Source organism: Pseudomonas sp. MTM4 (assembly GCF_019355055.1).
GTDB lineage: Bacteria > Pseudomonadota > Gammaproteobacteria > Pseudomonadales > Pseudomonadaceae > Stutzerimonas.
Genome location: NZ_CP048411.1, coordinates 4,095,797 through 4,111,917, shown reverse-complemented (window position 1 = coordinate 4,111,917; position 16,121 = coordinate 4,095,797). Strand labels below are relative to the sequence as shown.

At 60.2% G+C, this 16,121-nt stretch carries 12 protein-coding genes and 1 pseudogene; 8 read left to right on the top strand and 5 right to left on the bottom strand.

Annotation, left to right across the window (positions count from 1 at the left end; translation table 11 throughout):
• The first annotated feature begins 332 nt into the window (after nucleotides 1–332).
• Both GYM54_RS18930 and GYM54_RS18925 read left to right on the top strand, forming a co-directional pair.
• On the top strand, nucleotides 333–1,832 hold the full coding sequence (locus tag GYM54_RS18930; protein WP_131651044.1) for a uracil-xanthine permease family protein: 1,500 nt from the start codon (nucleotides 333–335) through the stop codon (nucleotides 1,830–1,832).
• A gap of 75 nt (nucleotides 1,833–1,907) precedes the next feature.
• Nucleotides 1,908–2,723: an outer membrane protein OmpK gene (locus GYM54_RS18925; protein WP_131651043.1), complete on the top strand. Its 816-nt coding sequence runs from the start codon at nucleotides 1,908–1,910 to the stop codon at nucleotides 2,721–2,723.
• A gap of 130 nt (nucleotides 2,724–2,853) precedes the next feature.
• Here the strand turns inward: GYM54_RS18925 and GYM54_RS22150 are convergent, their stop codons facing one another.
• Both GYM54_RS22150 and GYM54_RS22145 read right to left on the bottom strand, forming a co-directional pair.
• Complete coding sequence (locus GYM54_RS22150; protein ID WP_371924087.1) at nucleotides 2,854–3,582, bottom strand: methyl-accepting chemotaxis protein; 729 nt, start codon at nucleotides 3,580–3,582, stop codon at nucleotides 2,854–2,856.
• A 129-nt stretch (nucleotides 3,583–3,711) separates the two neighbouring features.
• Nucleotides 3,712–4,740, bottom strand: a pseudogene (locus GYM54_RS22145) (cache domain-containing protein); the annotation flags it as partial.
• A gap of 233 nt (nucleotides 4,741–4,973) precedes the next feature.
• Here GYM54_RS22145 and GYM54_RS18915 point away from each other — a divergent pair.
• Nucleotides 4,974–6,434 (top strand): diguanylate cyclase, encoded by a 1,461-nt coding sequence (locus GYM54_RS18915; protein ID WP_197445514.1) that lies wholly within the window; start codon nucleotides 4,974–4,976, stop codon nucleotides 6,432–6,434.
• A 17-nt stretch (nucleotides 6,435–6,451) separates the two neighbouring features.
• Here GYM54_RS18915 and GYM54_RS18910 read toward each other — a convergent pair whose 3' ends face one another.
• On the bottom strand, nucleotides 6,452–7,270 hold the full coding sequence (locus GYM54_RS18910) for an ABC transporter substrate-binding protein (RefSeq protein ID WP_197445515.1): 819 nt from the start codon (nucleotides 7,268–7,270) through the stop codon (nucleotides 6,452–6,454).
• Nucleotides 7,271–7,524: 254 nt separating this feature from the next.
• Between GYM54_RS18910 and GYM54_RS18905 the strand changes: the two genes are divergently transcribed.
• From GYM54_RS18905 to GYM54_RS18895, 3 genes are all read left to right on the top strand, one after another.
• Nucleotides 7,525–8,148 carry a TetR/AcrR family transcriptional regulator gene (locus tag GYM54_RS18905; protein WP_197445516.1) on the top strand — a complete coding sequence of 208 codons (624 nt, stop codon included), beginning with the start codon at nucleotides 7,525–7,527 and terminating at the stop codon, nucleotides 8,146–8,148.
• A 492-nt stretch (nucleotides 8,149–8,640) separates the two neighbouring features.
• On the top strand, nucleotides 8,641–10,701 hold the full coding sequence (locus GYM54_RS18900; RefSeq protein WP_231752206.1) for a bifunctional diguanylate cyclase/phosphodiesterase: 2,061 nt from the start codon (nucleotides 8,641–8,643) through the stop codon (nucleotides 10,699–10,701).
• 64 nt (nucleotides 10,702–10,765) lie between these two features.
• Entirely contained in the window at nucleotides 10,766–11,449 is a 684-nt protein-coding gene (locus GYM54_RS18895) for a spermidine synthase (protein ID WP_197445518.1), read from the top strand.
• A gap of 70 nt (nucleotides 11,450–11,519) precedes the next feature.
• Here GYM54_RS18895 and GYM54_RS18890 read toward each other — a convergent pair whose 3' ends face one another.
• Nucleotides 11,520–12,368, bottom strand: coding sequence for a GIDE domain-containing protein (locus tag GYM54_RS18890; RefSeq protein WP_197445534.1), 849 nt, complete (start codon nucleotides 12,366–12,368; stop codon nucleotides 11,520–11,522).
• Between the two features lie 38 nt (nucleotides 12,369–12,406).
• Complete coding sequence (locus GYM54_RS18885) at nucleotides 12,407–12,979, bottom strand: LemA family protein (protein ID WP_197445519.1); 573 nt, start codon at nucleotides 12,977–12,979, stop codon at nucleotides 12,407–12,409.
• Nucleotides 12,980–13,165: 186 nt separating this feature from the next.
• Here GYM54_RS18885 and GYM54_RS18880 point away from each other — a divergent pair, with 186 nt between their 5' ends.
• Together GYM54_RS18880 and GYM54_RS18875 are read left to right on the top strand one after the other, a co-directional pair.
• Nucleotides 13,166–14,509, top strand: a complete 1,344-nt coding sequence (locus tag GYM54_RS18880; protein WP_197445520.1) for an imelysin family protein — start codon at nucleotides 13,166–13,168, stop codon at nucleotides 14,507–14,509.
• A gap of 172 nt (nucleotides 14,510–14,681) precedes the next feature.
• Nucleotides 14,682–16,097: a di-heme oxidoredictase family protein gene (locus tag GYM54_RS18875; RefSeq protein WP_197445521.1), complete on the top strand. Its 1,416-nt coding sequence runs from the start codon at nucleotides 14,682–14,684 to the stop codon at nucleotides 16,095–16,097.
• The last annotated feature ends 24 nt before the right edge of the window (nucleotides 16,098–16,121 follow it).

Sequence of the window (16,121 nt, the reverse complement as noted above, 5' to 3'; positions counted from 1 at the left end):
ATGACGGAGCGCGCCGCGACGGAACGCGGCGCCGAACCGACTCCGCTGCCTCCGCCCCGCCGACGAAAGCTCGCCACCAAACTGCACCACCCTGCCGGACACTAACGCCAGCGCTAAACCAACCGCACTACCCACCCGATCGGGCGCCGCTCGTCTTCTATTTGCGCTCGTCGAAATTGTGCACAATATTGAAATTAATTGTTTAACCGCATGTTCACAGGTTGCTATAGTCAGCTCATCCTGACCGCCGGAACAACTTTCGGCGACCAGCGATCGGGGTCCGTGCAGCCCCAAAGCCCATGACCGAACAATAACTAATGGCAGGCTTGACCATGACCGCAACCGAATCCAGGAGCGGTGACGCTCCCAACCAGGACCTGATCTATCAACTCGAGGATCGCCCGGGTCCGCTTCCCGCCACATTTGCCGCCATCCAGCACGTGCTGGCCAGTTTCGTTGGCGTCATCACTCCGACCCTGATCATTGGCAGCGTGCTTGGTCTGGGCGAATACGTGCCCTATCTGGTGAGCATGGCGCTGTTCGTGTCCGGCCTCGGCACCTTTATCCAGGCCAAACGGGTTGGCCCGGTCGGCGCTGGCATGCTCTGCTTACAGGGCACCAGTTTCGGCTTTCTCAGCGTGATCCTGGCGGCAGGCTTCATTGTCAAAGGTCGCGGCGGCAGCCCCGAAGAAATCCTGGCCACGCTGTTCGGTGTCGGTTTCTGCGCCGCCTTCGTGGAGATCGGGGTAAGTCAGTGCATCCATCGACTACGCAGGATCATCACGCCGGTGGTTACCGGCACCATCATCTGTCTGATGGGCCTGTCGCTGATCAAGGTTTCGATGACGGATATTGCCGGCGGCTACGGGGTTGAAAACCCAGGCGAGCTGCACAACCTGGCGCTGGCTGGGCTAGTGCTTGGCACTATCATTCTGCTCAACCGCTTCGGTATGCCACTGCTGCGGCTGTCGGCAGTGATCGTCGCCTTGGCGGTAGGCTACTTTGCCGCCTGGATGATGGGCATGGTGGATTTTTCAAGTCTCGCGGCGCTCCCGGCGGTTAGCGTGCCGCAGCCGTTCAAGTTCGGCTTCGCCTTCGACTGGATGGCCTTCATTCCGATCGCAGTGATTTTCCTGATCACACCTCTGGAAACTGCGGGTGACCTGACAGCCAACTCGATGATTTCGCGCCAGCCGGTCAAGGGTCCCCTTTACATGAAGCGCATCAAGGGTGGCATCCTGGGCGACGGCTGCAGTTCGCTGCTGGCGGCAACCTTCAACAGCCTGCCGATGACGACTTTCAGCCAGAACAACGGTGTGATCCAACTGACCGGCGTCGCCAGCCGCCATGTCGGGCTGTATATCGCTGGCATCTTGATTCTGCTGGCGCTGTTCCCGGCAGTGGGCGGCGTACTGCAGTTGATGCCCAAACCGGTCCTCGGCGGTGCCACGCTGATCATGTTCGGCACGGTCGCGATCGCCGGGATCAAGATCCTCGCCGAAGCAGGCCTGAACCGCCGCAACATGCTCATCGTCGCCATCTCATTGGGTCTCGGGCTGGGCGTGGCTGCGGTACCAGATGTGCTGAACAATCTGCCCGAGGTATTGAAGAACATCTTCGGCTCGCCGATCACCATTGGCGCCTTCAGCGCAATCCTGCTCAATTTCATCCTGCCTCGCGAACCGGAGGAACTGGACGACTATGACCCCGACAACCTGATCGAGGATTCGGTCGGCACCAATACCCTGGCGGTCAATATCCCGGATTATTCGAAGGTTGCACCGAAGGCGACCAGTAACGATCCCTCAGCGCACCTGACACCAACGGGCTGATCAGCCCTTGCGCCAGGGCACAACGGTGCCCTGGCAGCACTGCATTCACAACAACAAAACCAAAGGGCACTCCGCATGAACTTCAAACTCGCTCCTCTTTCGCTGGCGCTGGCTGGCAGTCTGCTTGCCGCTCCGGCCTTCGCCGAGATGCATTGGCAGAACAACAGCCTGACGTACCTGTACGGCAAGGATTTCAAGATCAACCCAGATATCCAGCAGACGATCACGTTCGAACATGCCAGCGGCTGGAGTTGGGGCGACATGTTCTTGTTCGTCGATAACATCTGGTACAACGGCGTCAGCGGCAGTGATGGGCATACCTACTACGGCGAGTTTGCCCCGCGCCTGTCATTGGGCAAGATCACGGGTCAGGAAATGTCCTTCGGCCCGATCAAGGATGTGCTCCTGGCAGCCACTTACGAGCGCGGCGAGAGCACCGACGGGGTCCCGAACCAGAACTACTTGCTTGGCCCGGCCGTCGACCTGGATGTGCCAGGCTTCGATCGTCTGGCGATCAACGTCTACTACCGCAAGCCCGACGGCACCACAGGCAAACCGTCCGGCCAATGGCAGGTCACCCCGACTTGGGCCATGACGTTCCCGGTAGGCAAGTCCGACATACTGTTTGATGGTTATATCGACTGGGTAGTCAACGATGCCGGCTCCGAGAGCCGCGGCGATTTCATCTCGAAAAACCTACACATCAACCCGCAGATCAAATATGACTTGGGCAAGGCGCTCGACGGCGAGCCCGGCAAGCTCTACGTGGGTATCGAGTACGACTACTGGTCCAACAAATATGGCATCGAGGACGGCGGGTTCGTTAGTGAGAATTTCGTTGGCCCAACCGACCAGAACACCTTCAGCCTGCTGGTGAAAGCGCACTTCTGACGATAGGTTAGGTTGATGAATACAAAGAAGGCAGCCGATGGCTGCCTTTTTTGTTTCTGCACGATTCATTTGCCGGACATACTCATCCTGTAAATGAAGGGCGCCAGTTCTCCCCGGCGCCCTTCGCTCATCACAGCTTGAAACTGCCCATCTGCCGGCTTAGATCGTCCGCCAGGCGACTCAGCGCATGACAGTCCTCGCGGCAACCCTGCACATCGCTGGCGGTCGCTTGGGCGAGGTCGGCGATACCCTGGACGTTGCGAGTGATTTCTTCGGTCACGCTGCTCTGCTCTTCGGTCGCCGCAGCCACCTGAGCGTTCATGTCGCTGATCGCTTCGACCTGCTCGGTGATGGCGTTCAATGACTGGCCGGTGAGCTGGCTGGCTTGCACACCGGTACCGGTGGCAGCCTGTCCGGCATGCATCGAGCTGACCGCGTTATCCGCACCGCTCTTGAGGCCTTGAATCATCTGCTGAATTTCATCTGTCGATGCCTGGGTGCGACTGGCCAGGGTGCGCACCTCATCGGCGACGACCGCGAAGCCACGTCCCATTTCTCCGGCACGTGCCGCTTCGATGGCGGCATTAAGCGCCAGCAGGTTGGTCTGTTCCGAGATGCTGCGGATCACGGCCAGCACCTTATCGATGGACGCCACCTGCTGAGCCAGATCGGTGACCGATTCAGCGGCATGACCAATCTCACCGGACATCTTCTCGATGTGCGCGATGGACTCTCCAACCACCTTGCCCGCCTGCAGCGCCTCATCACGCGCACCTTGGGACGCATGCGCGGCGCTGCTGGCGTTGCGGGCGATCTCCTGCACCGTCAGACCCATTTCGTTGACGGCCGTGGCGACCATGTCGGTCATCTCGTTCTGGCGCTCGGCACGAGTTGCGGTGTTGTCGACCACTTCCGCCACCTGTCCCACCGCGGTACGCAACTGCTGGCTGGTACTCAGCACGTCGCCGATAAGACCGCGCAGGCTGCCAATGAAACGGTTGAAGCCACGCGCCAGGTCACCCAGCTCATCGGCACGGCTCTCGTCAAGCCGACGGGTCAGGTCGCCACCACCGCCACCGATTTCCACCAGCGCCGAGGTCACCTGGCGAATAGGCCGGACCAGCCCGCGTGCCAGCAGTACCACCAGCCCCAGGAAGAACAGCGCGATACAGGCGGCGATCAGGCTGATGGTCCACAGCGTACGTCGCGCTTCACCGAAGATCTCCGCCTCGGGAACCTCGCTTACCAGTAACCAGCCCAGGCCTTCGATCGGTTGGGCCACTGCAAGGATGACCTCGCCGTCACGCTCGAAACGTATCGCCTTGTTGGCGCCGGCAAGCAGTTCCTGGGCCGCTTGCGCGCCGGTCAAGGTGCGAAGCTCGGTACGATCATTGTGCTCGGTAGCCGGATGGACCTTGACCCGGCCATCGCTGCCGACCAGATAGACATTCCCACGCTCGCCGAAACGGAAATTGCTGATCAGCTCGGACATGCTTTTCAGGCTGTATCCAAGCCCCGCCACGCCTAGGATCTTTCCACCGGAACTGATGCGTTGATTGATGAACAGCGTTGGCTGGCGCGAGGCCTTGTCGATGTCGATCTCGATGCGCTGTTCGATGTTGCCGTCGATCAGGCTGTAGAACCAGCTGTCGGCAGCAGCACTGCGGTTGAGCGTACGTGACAGGCCCGTCTCGGAGTAGTAGTTGCCGCTCTCCAGCACCACGACAGAGGTCGTCAGCGCGTTCTGCTGCATCTTCACACCGTCGAGGTAGCGGCTGATCGCGGCCGCCTGGTCCGCGCTCTCGCCATCGCGCATCCACTCTTGCACGAAGATGTTGCCGGCAATGCCGCTCGTCGCGGTGATCGGCTCAGCCAGGGTGCGTTGGATATCGTTACGGATCGCTGTGACATTGGCTGGCAGCGCTTCTCCGATCAGATAGCGTTCCGCCAGGCGATTGACCGCCGAGGAATAAACGGCGATGACGATCAGAATACTTGTGAGCAGGGCCGCCCCCATACTCACGATCAACTGCCACTGAATACTGCGTCGCATGAAAGGCATGGAGGTATCTCGCTTTGTTTTTTCTTAACGTACACACTTCATTGCTGAAATGTATACGAAATATTAGCTTCTAGAGCTTAAATGGCTATCGGCCAGGTTTCCGATGCCTTTAGATACCGTCCGGCGGCTCGGCAATCGCGCTCAGGCAAAGCGCCTCGCCAGCATTAGTCGGGCTACAAGGGGAATGGATGTATCAACCGAATCTGAAGCAGACCACGCTGTTGACGCTGCTTGCCTTCATCATCGGGCTAGGCTTCTTGATCGCGACCATCGCCAATTACTTCGCGTCGCGCGACACCATCCGCCACAGCATCATCGGCACCGAGCTTCCCTTGACGGCAGACGTGATCTCCCTGGAACTGCAAAAGGATCTGGTCAAGCTGGTCCAGGTCGCCTCCGCCATGGCCGAAGATCCGTTGCTGCTCGACTGGGTGGATCAGGGTGAGCGCAACACGAAGCTGATCACTCGCTACCTTCAAGCCATCAAGAAGCGTTACGACACGTCAAACGCCTTCTTCGCCTCTGATCGCTCGCAGATCTACTACACCGATGATGCACACCAGCCCATGCGGCCCGATGAGCCGGCGCACCACTGGTTCTACCGTTTCGAAGGTGCGGGGACGCCTTGGGAAGTTGTCGTGGACATCCGGCGTCTGACCCTGTTTCTCAACTATCGAATGACAGCAAGTGATGGCTCGTTCCTCGGTGTGGCCGGGGTCGGTATGAGTCTGGATCGCATGCGTCATCTGATGGATACCTATCAACGGCGCTATCAGCGCACCATTTACTTCGTCGACAGCCAGCAGAACGTCGTCGTAACCGGTAGCGAAGCTGGGTCGGAAGAGATTCCGCGCGGTGCTCATCTGAGCGATATCCCCGCACTGGCCGACCTCAAGCAGCAGTTACCCGAGCTGCGGACCGGTTCGTTCCTTTACCGAAGCGATGGCGAGCAGCATTTCATCAACATCCGATACATCCCCGAGTTGAAGTGGTATCTGATGGTGGACAAGCGCGAAAGCAACGTCATGGCGCCGGTACAGCGCACCCTTTGGATCAATCTGCTGATCGGGTTCAGCGTCATGCTGATAGTGCTTGGGCTGGTCGGTTCGATCAGCCGCCGCTATTTGCAACGTATCGAAGCCATGGCCATCCACGATGCGCTGACCGAGTTGCTCAACCGGCGCGGCTTCGGCCTGGTCGCCGAGCAGGCGATGCTCGAAGCAAAACGCCAGCGTAGCGACCTTTGCGTACTGATCCTGGATCTCGACCACTTCAAGACGTTCAACGATACCTACGGCCACCTCGGGGGCGACTTTCTGTTGCGCAGCTTCGCCAGGCTACTGGCCCGACAAATACGCCAGAGCGACTTGATATCGCGCTGGGGTGGCGAGGAGTTCGTGATCATGTTCAAGGACACCGATCTGGCCACCGCGCTGGCGCTAGCGGAGAAAATCCGTGCAGCCACCGAGGCTGCGACATTCGATTTCGAAGGCACGCCATTACGAGTGACGGTCAGCATAGGCGCGGCCCAACTATCAGCGGGCGGTAACCTGGAGTCTCTGCTGGGCGCCGCCGATCGGGCCTTGTATCGGGCGAAAAATGGCGGACGCAACCAGGTCTGCAGCGCAACGGGCATAGCTGCCAATTGATCGTCGCTACCGATGCGCTAGTTGCTGGCGGCTTCCTTGGCCTTCTGTCGCTGCAGAAACTCGATTTTCCACTGCTCCATGCCGATGTATTCCGATGACAGGTTCGCCTCCACCTGATGCTTGGCTTTGAGCGCGGCGACGGCGGGCTGCTGGATTTTGAGGTAGCGGTCGAGATGCTCGATCAGTTCGGGATGATTGAGGCTGGACAGGTTAAAGGTGCTACGTGTGTGCGGTAGATCGGCGTCGAAGACCAGCGCTCCCGGCTTGGCGCGCACGTTGTTCAAGTAATGCGCCGCCACCACTACGTTGTAATAGGCACCGTCGCTATCCTTGAGCAGTGCCTGACGCACCATGCGCGGCAGGTTCTCGCTACCGACCAGCAGGATCTGGTTGGCCGCGACCCGGTCCTCGTAGCCCCAGGGCGTCCAGCCATCGACCACCGCCAGCCGCCTGAGCTCATCGATACCTCGCCCCACACGCCGCGGCGCCACCATCACACCGTCGACATAATTGACCACCGCCTGGCTGTAGTGCAGACGATGTCCGGCTTTAGCGGGTCCGGACCAGTTGGGGTTATCGGGATACTTGGCATCGACACGCCCGTTCAGCAGCGCCGGCAACAGCTCGTCCGCTGGCAACACCTTGTATGTCAGGCGCACGCCGCTATACGCGGCGAAACTATCCAGCAGCTCACGGGCGAAGCCCCCGTAATTGCCTTGCGCATCGCCGCTGTAGTGCGGCATGAATGCTGCCTGCTCGACGCCGATTACGTAGGTTTGCTCGGCGGCTACAGGCACTGAAAGCGCCAGCAAGGCGACCGCAAGAAATTTCTTCATTTGGAACTCCTTGTAAGTTGGACGACCCGTTCGGCAGGCTTGAGGCGAGCCGGCAGGAAAATGCGAAAGGCGATATCCATGACGCTGCACTGATGGCAGTAGCGTAGCAGCGTTCTTTTAGAATTGCGTACAAAGACTTAAGTATTTGTTCACAAATGGGCGGATTGACGGGCCCGTCTTGAGACGGTCTGGAGGCCGGTGCTAGCATGCCGCGGCTGGCCACCAGGCGGGTGGTCGTGAATTGAACAGGCCCTATGTCCAGTATCCGCGAGCGCAACAAAGAATTGATCCTGCGCGCTGCCAGTGAAGAGTTCGCCGAAAAGGGCTTCGCCGCCAGCAAGACCAGCGACATCGCCAATCGCGCCGGGCTGCCCAAGCCCAACGTTTATTACTATTTCAAGAGCAAGGAAAACCTCTACCGCGAGGTGCTCGACAGCATTGTCGAGCCGCTGCTGCAAGCATCCGCCCCCTTCAATCAGCCCGGCGAACCCGCCGATGTGTTACGTGCCTATATCCGCACCAAAATCCGGATTTCACGCGAGCACGCCTGCGCCTCCAAAGTATTCGCAAGCGAAATCATGCATGGCGCGCCCCATCTGCCAGCCGAACGGGCGGAGCAGCTCAACGCCCAGGCCAGCCACAACGTGGCTCGCATCCAAGGCTGGATCGATCAGGGACTGATGGCGAAGGTCGACCCCAATCATCTGTTGTTCAGCATCTGGGCGGCGACCCAGACCTATGCCGATTTCGACTGGCAGATATCCACCGTGACGGGAAAAGCCTCTCTTGACGATGCAGATTACGAAGCTGCTGCCGATACGATCATTCGTATGGTCATCAAGGGTTGCGAGGTAAAGGAAACGTCCGCAGTCAGCTGAACCAACTATGCTGTCGAAGCCTCTAGCATGCCGCTTGCTCGACATATCGCTATGTCCTGAGGTGGTCGACGGAAGGTTCGGCGGGGCATCGAGGGTTCTGATAACGTTTTGCCCCATAGGCATGCCTAGCTTTTGACGTTTCCTTCATGACTACCAATACTTGCGCTAGGGTCTGTTGACGTATCGTTCGCGGCCGCGCCGGAGCCTGTTTTTGCGCGAGGCAAGGCACGAGGAGTGAGGTTTGGTTGTTCCAAATGAGCGACGAGAACCGCCGCATCGCGCAAAAACAGGCTCGGCCCGAAGGGTTGCGCGGCAAATGGCGCCATGCGGAGTTGCGGGACTTGGCTGGGGAACGACGCGGCCGGCCCAGGCCATTGTCTGCGTCCCGCGCCTTGCGGAGCACCGCCCGGCCTGGCGACATTTGGCGCAGCAACGCGGCTTGCGACGAAACGTCAACAGACCCTAGCATCGGCCTGGAAAAAGGAAATTCTTTTGACTGCATTGCGCAACAGCCTGTCGAGGAAATTACTCCGTATCGTTCTGCTGTCAGCGCTCGCCGTTGGGCTGGTATTGAGCTGTGCACAGATCGTTTTCGATGCCTATAAAACTCGCCAACTGATCAATGCAGAGGCCCAGCGAATCCTGCGCATGACGCGCGACCCCTCGGCACAGGCGATCTACAGCCTGGACCGCGAAATGGGCTCACAGGTCATGGAAGGCCTGTTTCAGCACGAGTCGATTAACGAGGCATCAATCGCCCATCCCGGCGAAGAGCCTCTGGCCGATAAATCCCGCCCACTCATATCCGCACCGACACGCTGGCTAACCGACCCGATACTCGGTCGCAGTCAGGAATTCTCGATTCCGCTGATTGGTCGTCCTCCTTACAACGAATACTACGGCGACCTGCGCATCACGCTCGACACCGCTCCCTACGGAGAGGAATTCATCAGCGACTCGATCATCATCTTCTTCGTCGGCATTCTCCGTGCGCTGGCCCTGGGTCTATTGCTTTACCTGATTTACGAATGGCTGTTGACGCGACCGCTGACCAAGCTCACCGAGCACCTGTCGCGCATCAATCCAGGCCGTCCCGGCGAGCATTCACTACCGATGCCAAAGGGGCACGAGCGAAACGAGCTGGGCCTCTGGGTAGAAACCGCCAACGGCTTGCTCGCCTCCATCCAGCACAACATGCAGCTGCGCCATGCCGCGGAAAGCAGCCTGGAACGCATGACCCAGTACGACTCGCTCACCGGGCTGCCCAATCGGCAACAGTTGCAGCAACAGCTCGACAATATTCTCGGCGAGGCCGCCCGGCTGCAACGCCGTGTGGCTGTGCTCTGCCTGGGATTGGATGATTTCAAGGGGGTGAACGAGCAGTTCAGTTACCAGTGCGGCGACCGTATGTTGGTCGCGCTGGCCGACCGCTTGCGAAGCCTGAGCGGACGTGTCGGTGCCCTTGCCCGCCTGGGTGGCGACCAGTTCGTGCTGGTGCTGTTCGGCTGCGAACAACCTTACGAGGCCGCGGAACTGGCGCAGAAAGTACTCGACGATCTGGAGCGGCCGGTCACCCTCGATCAGCAAAGCATCCGCCTGCGCGCCACCATCGGTATCACGCTGTACCCGGAAGATGGCGACAGTACCGAGAAGCTGTTGCAGAAAGCCGAACAGACCATGACCTTGGCGAAGAACCGCTCGCGCAACCGCTACCAGTTCTATGTGGCGAGCATCGACAGCGAAATGCGAACGCGCCGGGAATTGCAGAACGACCTGGCCGAAGCAGTCAAACGCAATGAATTTCATCTGGTCTACCAGCCGCAGATCGACTATCGACTGAAGCGCATCACCGGCGTCGAAGCCCTGCTGCGCTGGACGCAGCCGAGCGGAAAGATGATTCCGCCGGACATTTTCATTCCGCTCGCCGAACAGAACGGCAGCATCATCGCCATCGGCGAATGGGTGCTCGATCAGGCCTGCCAACAGCTGAGCGAATGGCATCTGCAGGGGTTCAGCGACCTGCGCATGGCGGTCAACCTCTCCACGGTCCAGTTGCACCATGCCGAACTGCCGACGACGATCAACAACCTGCTGAAAAACCACCGGTTGCCGCCTGAAACCCTGGAGCTAGAGGTAACCGAGACCGGGCTGATGGAAGACATCGCCGCCGCTACACACAACCTGCACAGCCTGCGCCGCTCCGGAGCGCTGATCGCCATCGACGACTTCGGCACCGGCTATTCCTCGCTCAGCTATCTGAAAAGCCTGCCGCTGGACAAGATCAAGATCGACAAGAGCTTCGTGCGCGACATGTCCGCCGACGAAGGCGACACGACCATCGTCAGAGCGATCATCCAGCTGGGCAAGAGCCTCAATATGCTGGTAATTGCCGAGGGCGTGGAAACCGCCGAGCAAGAGCGCTATCTCATCGATGAAGGCTGCAACGAAGGCCAAGGCTATTACTACAGCAGGCCCCTACCGGGCCCCGAACTGACCGCCCTGCTTCTCCAATCCAGACGTTTCGAGCGCACGTTCAATTCAGAACCGCTGTGAGCGCACTCTTCCGTGGCGCAGCTCTTTCACTGCGCTTCCTTATTTTCCCTTCGATGAGCCTTGCATGAAGCGTTTCGTATTGATCGACACCGCCGATATCCCCGGCGGCGGTGCCCTCTGCCTGTTCGAGTACGGTGACGATTTTGTCATCAAAATTCAGGGTGGCAATGGCAACCAACTGATGAACACACGTATGCACGGCTCCGAAGATGCCCTTGCGCGAATCCCCTGCGAACGGATCGCCCAGCGTCCACGCCCCCGCGTGCTGATCGGTGGGCTGGGCATGGGGTTCACTTTGGCCTCGGCGTTGAAACACCTCGGCAAGGATGCCGAAGTACAGGTCGCGGAACTGGTGCCCGGCGTGATCGAGTGGAACCGCGGATCGCTCGGAGAGAAGGCCGGACTGCCGATCAACGATCCGCGCACCCGCGTGCTCAACCATGATGTCGCCGATGTGCTACTGCGCGAACCTCAAGGCTTCGACGCGATCATGCTGGATGTCGATAACGGACCGGAAGGGCTGACCCAGAAGCACAACAGCTGGCTCTATTCAGCAGAGGGTTTGGATACCTGCGCGCAAGCTCTGCGCCCGAAAGGCCTGTTGGCGGTATGGTCAGCGAGCGCGGACCAAGCCTTCTCGCAGCGCTTGGCCAAAGCGGGCTTCAAGGCCGAAGAGGTCCAAGTATTCGCCCACGGGAACCGCGGCACACGGCATACCATCTGGATAGCAGAGAAAAAATCCCGTTAGGCCGGACACCAACAGGCCCGGGATGCCCCTAACCAATGACAGTGCGCGGCCGAGATCGCCAAGCTGTGGATCAGATAAACGCCAGCTGCGTTGTCAGCAACCAGGCACCGCCAGCGCACAGCGCAGCGCCACCGATCGCCTGCCAGCGGTAGCGGCGCGCAAGGACTTCCTCGCCATGGCTGGAAAGCACGAATGGCAGCGTTTCGGTCGGCCGTGCAAGCCGATACTCTGCCGGACGACTACTGGCAAGGCGGTGCCGCTGCTCCGCCTCAAGACCGGCAGCGAGTCGAACCCGCGCCCATTCCGTGTCGTCGAGCTTGCCGTCGCGATTGTTATCGAAACGCCGCAGCAAGCCGGCGTAATCACCCTTCCACTCCCGCACGACCTGTCCTTGCGCCGCATGGAGATCGAGCCCCTGCCGGCCGCCCGCGGTGGTCCGAAAATCGCCGATGGCGTACAGCGGCTCGCCGGCGTGCAGGCGTTCTTCGGTGTAGCGGTAGCGGCGATTTCCGCTTAACCAGGCGAGAAGTCCCGTCGACGGCAGCCCTCTGGGATGACGCAAGTCGCCGGTCCAGACGTCGCGTCGCGCAGGCAATACCTCGGCGCCCTTCGGGTCGATCAAGCAGTCACCGGTGGCATCGCTCAAGCGCAGCGGGCGGTCGCTGCATCCGTGTTCGACGACCCGCCAGCTGCTGCGCTTGCCTGCGGAGCGGTATTCCTCGATCCGATAGCGCCACCAGAGGCAAGGTTTGGCGGTCAGCGGCGCCAGCATGACCGGCAGATCGGCAACCTCGCCCAACATACCGGCGAGTTCGACATAGCCCTGCGCGGCAGAGCGTATTTTCGACGTCGGCGTGTCCAGCAGGTGGCGAACCTTCGTCCATCGGCTGACCCACAGCCAACCGCCGCCCAGACACATCGCCACGCCAACGCCCGCTAGCAGCACGCTGATAGCCCTCAGCCGAACAGTGGCTTCAGGTCGACGTCCGCCTTTTCCGCCTCGCTGAACTGCAGCAAGGGCGCCTCGCGGAAACCGAATGCGCGCGCCAGCAACACGTCGGGAAATTGCTCGATGCGCACGTTGTTCAGATTGACCGACTCGTTGTACAGCTCGCGGCGGTCGGCGATACCGCTTTCTAATCCGCTGATGCGCTGCTGCAGATGCCGAAAACTCTCGTTGGCGCGTAGCTCCGGATAATTCTCAGCCAGCGCGAACAGCCGCCCAAGCCCCGCGCGCAGGCCTGTTTCCGCCTGCCCGAGCGCACCGACATCGCCCTGCTCGCGCGCATCGGACACGGCGTTACGCGCTCTGATGATCTGCTCCAGCGTGCTGCGTTCATGCTGCATGTATTGCTTGCAGGTCTCCACCAGCTTGGGCAGCTCTTCATGCCGCTGACGCAACAGCACATCGATATTCGACCAGGCCTTGCTTACGCCGTGCTTGAGGCGCACCAGACCGTTGTAAAGCACCACCGCATAAGCGATAACAAGAAACAGCACGACCCACGTAAGCACGGCGCCCAGGCTCATCGAATATCTCCATAAAGGTCCGGATTCGGAGATGCATTCTAGCCACACAGCCGAATCGCAGACGCGACCTGCTCCACGCAATTTCTTTGCACAAAATGCAAATCTTTCGCATTATGCCCTGCAGCGAATAGCCGCACCTCGTCGGTCGGCATTCCCTTTACTCACCTGCAAGCAAAGGAACCCGCCATGCTACGCACCCCCGTCTGGGCCACTGCCAGCCTTCTCGCTGTCGCCATTTCACTCGCAGGTTGCGGCGAAGACAAAGCGCCAGCCGAACAGGCCGCCGCTCCGCAAACCACCCAGAGCGAGTCGGCAGCTGCGAGCGCGCCAGAAGCGACCCTGAACGAAGAAGCCGCACAGGCGGTGGTCAAGCATTACGCGGACATGGCGCATGCCATCTTCAGCGATGCGCACAGCACTGCAATGAAGCTCCAGGAAGCCATCGACGCTCTACTCGCTGATCCGACGGAGCAAACCCTGCAGGCTGCTAAGGACGCCTGGCTCGCCGCACGTGTGCCCTACATGCAGACGGAAGTGTTCCGCTTCGGCAACGCCGTGGTCGATGACTGGGAAGGCCAGCTCAACGCCTGGCCGCTGGACGAAGGGATGATCGACTACGTCGAGGGCGACTATCAGCATGCCTTGGGCAACCCCGGCGCCACTGCCAACATCATTGCCAACAAGGAATTGCAGATCGGCGAAGACAAGCTCGACGTCAGTGAAATCACCGGCGAGAAACTCGCCAGCCTGAACGAGCTGGCCGGTTCGGAAGCCAACGTCGCCACCGGTTATCACGCCATCGAATTCCTGCTCTGGGGCCAGGACCTGAACGGCACCGGCCCTGGCGCAGGTAACCGTCCCGTAAGCGACTATATCGAAGGTGAAGATTGCACTGGCGGTAACTGCGATCGTCGCCGCACCTACCTGAAAGCCGCGACCGATCTTCTGGTCACCGATCTCGAAGAGATGGTCAACGAGTGGAAGCCCGGTGTCGCGGACAACTACCGCGCCAGCCTGGAAAGCGAATCTGCCGAGAATGGCCTGCGCAAGATGTTCTTCGGCATGGGCAGCCTTTCGCTCGGCGAACTGGCAGGCGAGCGCATGAAGGTCGCGCTGGAAGCCAACTCACCGGAAGACGAGCACGACTGCTTCAGCGACAACACCCACAACTCCCATTTCTACAATGCCAAAGGCATTCGGAACGTCTATCTGGGCGAATACACCCGTGTCGACGGCAGCACGCTCAGCGGGCCGAGCCTGGCGTCGCTGGTCGATGGCGTCGATCCAGAAGTCAACACCACATTGAAGACCGACCTGGAAACCACCGAAGCCAAAATGCAGGTACTGGTCGTCAGCGCCAACGAGGGTGAAGCGTTCGATCAGTTGATCGCACCTGACAATAATGAAGGGCAGGAAAAAGTCCGCGCCGCCATCGGGGCACTGGTACAACAGACCGGTTCGATCGAGAAAGCCGCTGCCGCACTGGGTATCAGCGACCTGAACCCAGACACTGCCGATCACCAGTTCTGATCCTGTGTTTCAGGGAGCGGTGCAAGGCCGCTCCCTGAATGCCGTTCATGGTGCGCTCTTTCGCTAACAGCCAAGCTGTAGCAACCAGAGCCAGACCAAATGCAAACTGCTCTTATTCACACTCCATTAGGCTGCTAAGATTGCCGCCCTGTCACACGCCCAGGTACACCTGATGCACCCGCTTTCTCGCTCTGCTATCGCCCTGCTGCTGGCCATGAGTCTTGCCGCCTGCGGCGAGCAGGCGCCACGCTTCGAGCAGGCCGAGCCGGGCGAAGCGCTTTCCGCCGGTGGCGCGACCGTGATGAAGTTCGATCAGAACGCCTTCTCGATGCCCTCTGCCAATCTATCGCCTGTGAGGCGACTGGATTTCAGTGTCGGCAACAGCTTCTTCCGAAATCCCTGGGTCATTGCGCCGGCTTCGACCACAGCGCGCGACGGCCTCGGTCCGCTGATGAATACCAACGCCTGTCAGAGCTGCCACATCAAGGACGGTCGCGGCCATCCCGCCGATGCCGAGCGCGGCAATGCCGTTTCCATGCTGGTACGGCTATCGATTCCCGCCGGTGCCGAGCACGCCGAGGTTGTCCGCGAGCGCGGCATAGCACCGGAGCCCGTCTACGGTGGTCAGTTGCAGGACATGGCCATCCCCGGCGTGATGCCGGAGGGCAAGGTGCGGCTCAGCTACACCACCCGAACCGAGCGATTCACCGACGGATTCGAAGTCGAGCTGCGCGAACCAGAGCTGACCATTACCGAGCTCGGCTACGGCCCCATGCATCCCGATACGCAATTTTCCGTCCGGGTGGCACCGCAAATGATCGGCCTGGGTCTGCTGGAAGCCATTCCCGAAGCAGCGCTACTGGCTAATGCCGACCCGGACGACAGCAACGGCGACGGCATTTCCGGCCGCCCTAACCGGGTGTTCGATCAGGTCACGCGCAACACCGCAATTGGCCGCTTCGGCTGGAAGGCCGGCCAACCGAGCCTCAACCAGCAGAATGCCGATGCGTTTTTCAACGACATGGGCCTGACCACGAGTCTGTTCGCCGGCAACAGCTGTACCGATCGGCAAACGGATTGCTTGACCATGCCCCACGGGGGCGAGCCGGAAGTCAGTGACAACATCCTCCGTCTGGTGTCGTTCTACACGCGCAACCTAGGTGTACCGGCACGCCGCGACGTTGACGCACCGCAGGTCCTGCAGGGCAAAACATTGTTCCACCGCGCCGGCTGCCAGAGCTGCCACGTGCCCACCTTCACCACCGGCGATGCCGCCGAGCCCGAACTGGCCAATCAGGTGATACACCCCTATACCGATCTCTTGTTGCATGACATGGGCGAAGGGCTTGCCGATCACCGGCCGGAATTCGAAGCCAGTGGCAGCGACTGGCGCACCCCACCGCTGTGGGGCATCGGCATGACCGAAGCGGTCAGCGGCCACACCCAGTTTCTACATGACGGACGGGCACGCAACCTGCTCGAAGCCATACTCTGGCACGGCGGCGAAGCGGAACGAGCCAAACAGGCCGTGCTCGACTTCGACAGCGATGAACGCAGCGCCCTGCTGGCCTTTCTCGAATCACTCTAGCGATCAACCGGCGTCCCGCCTTGC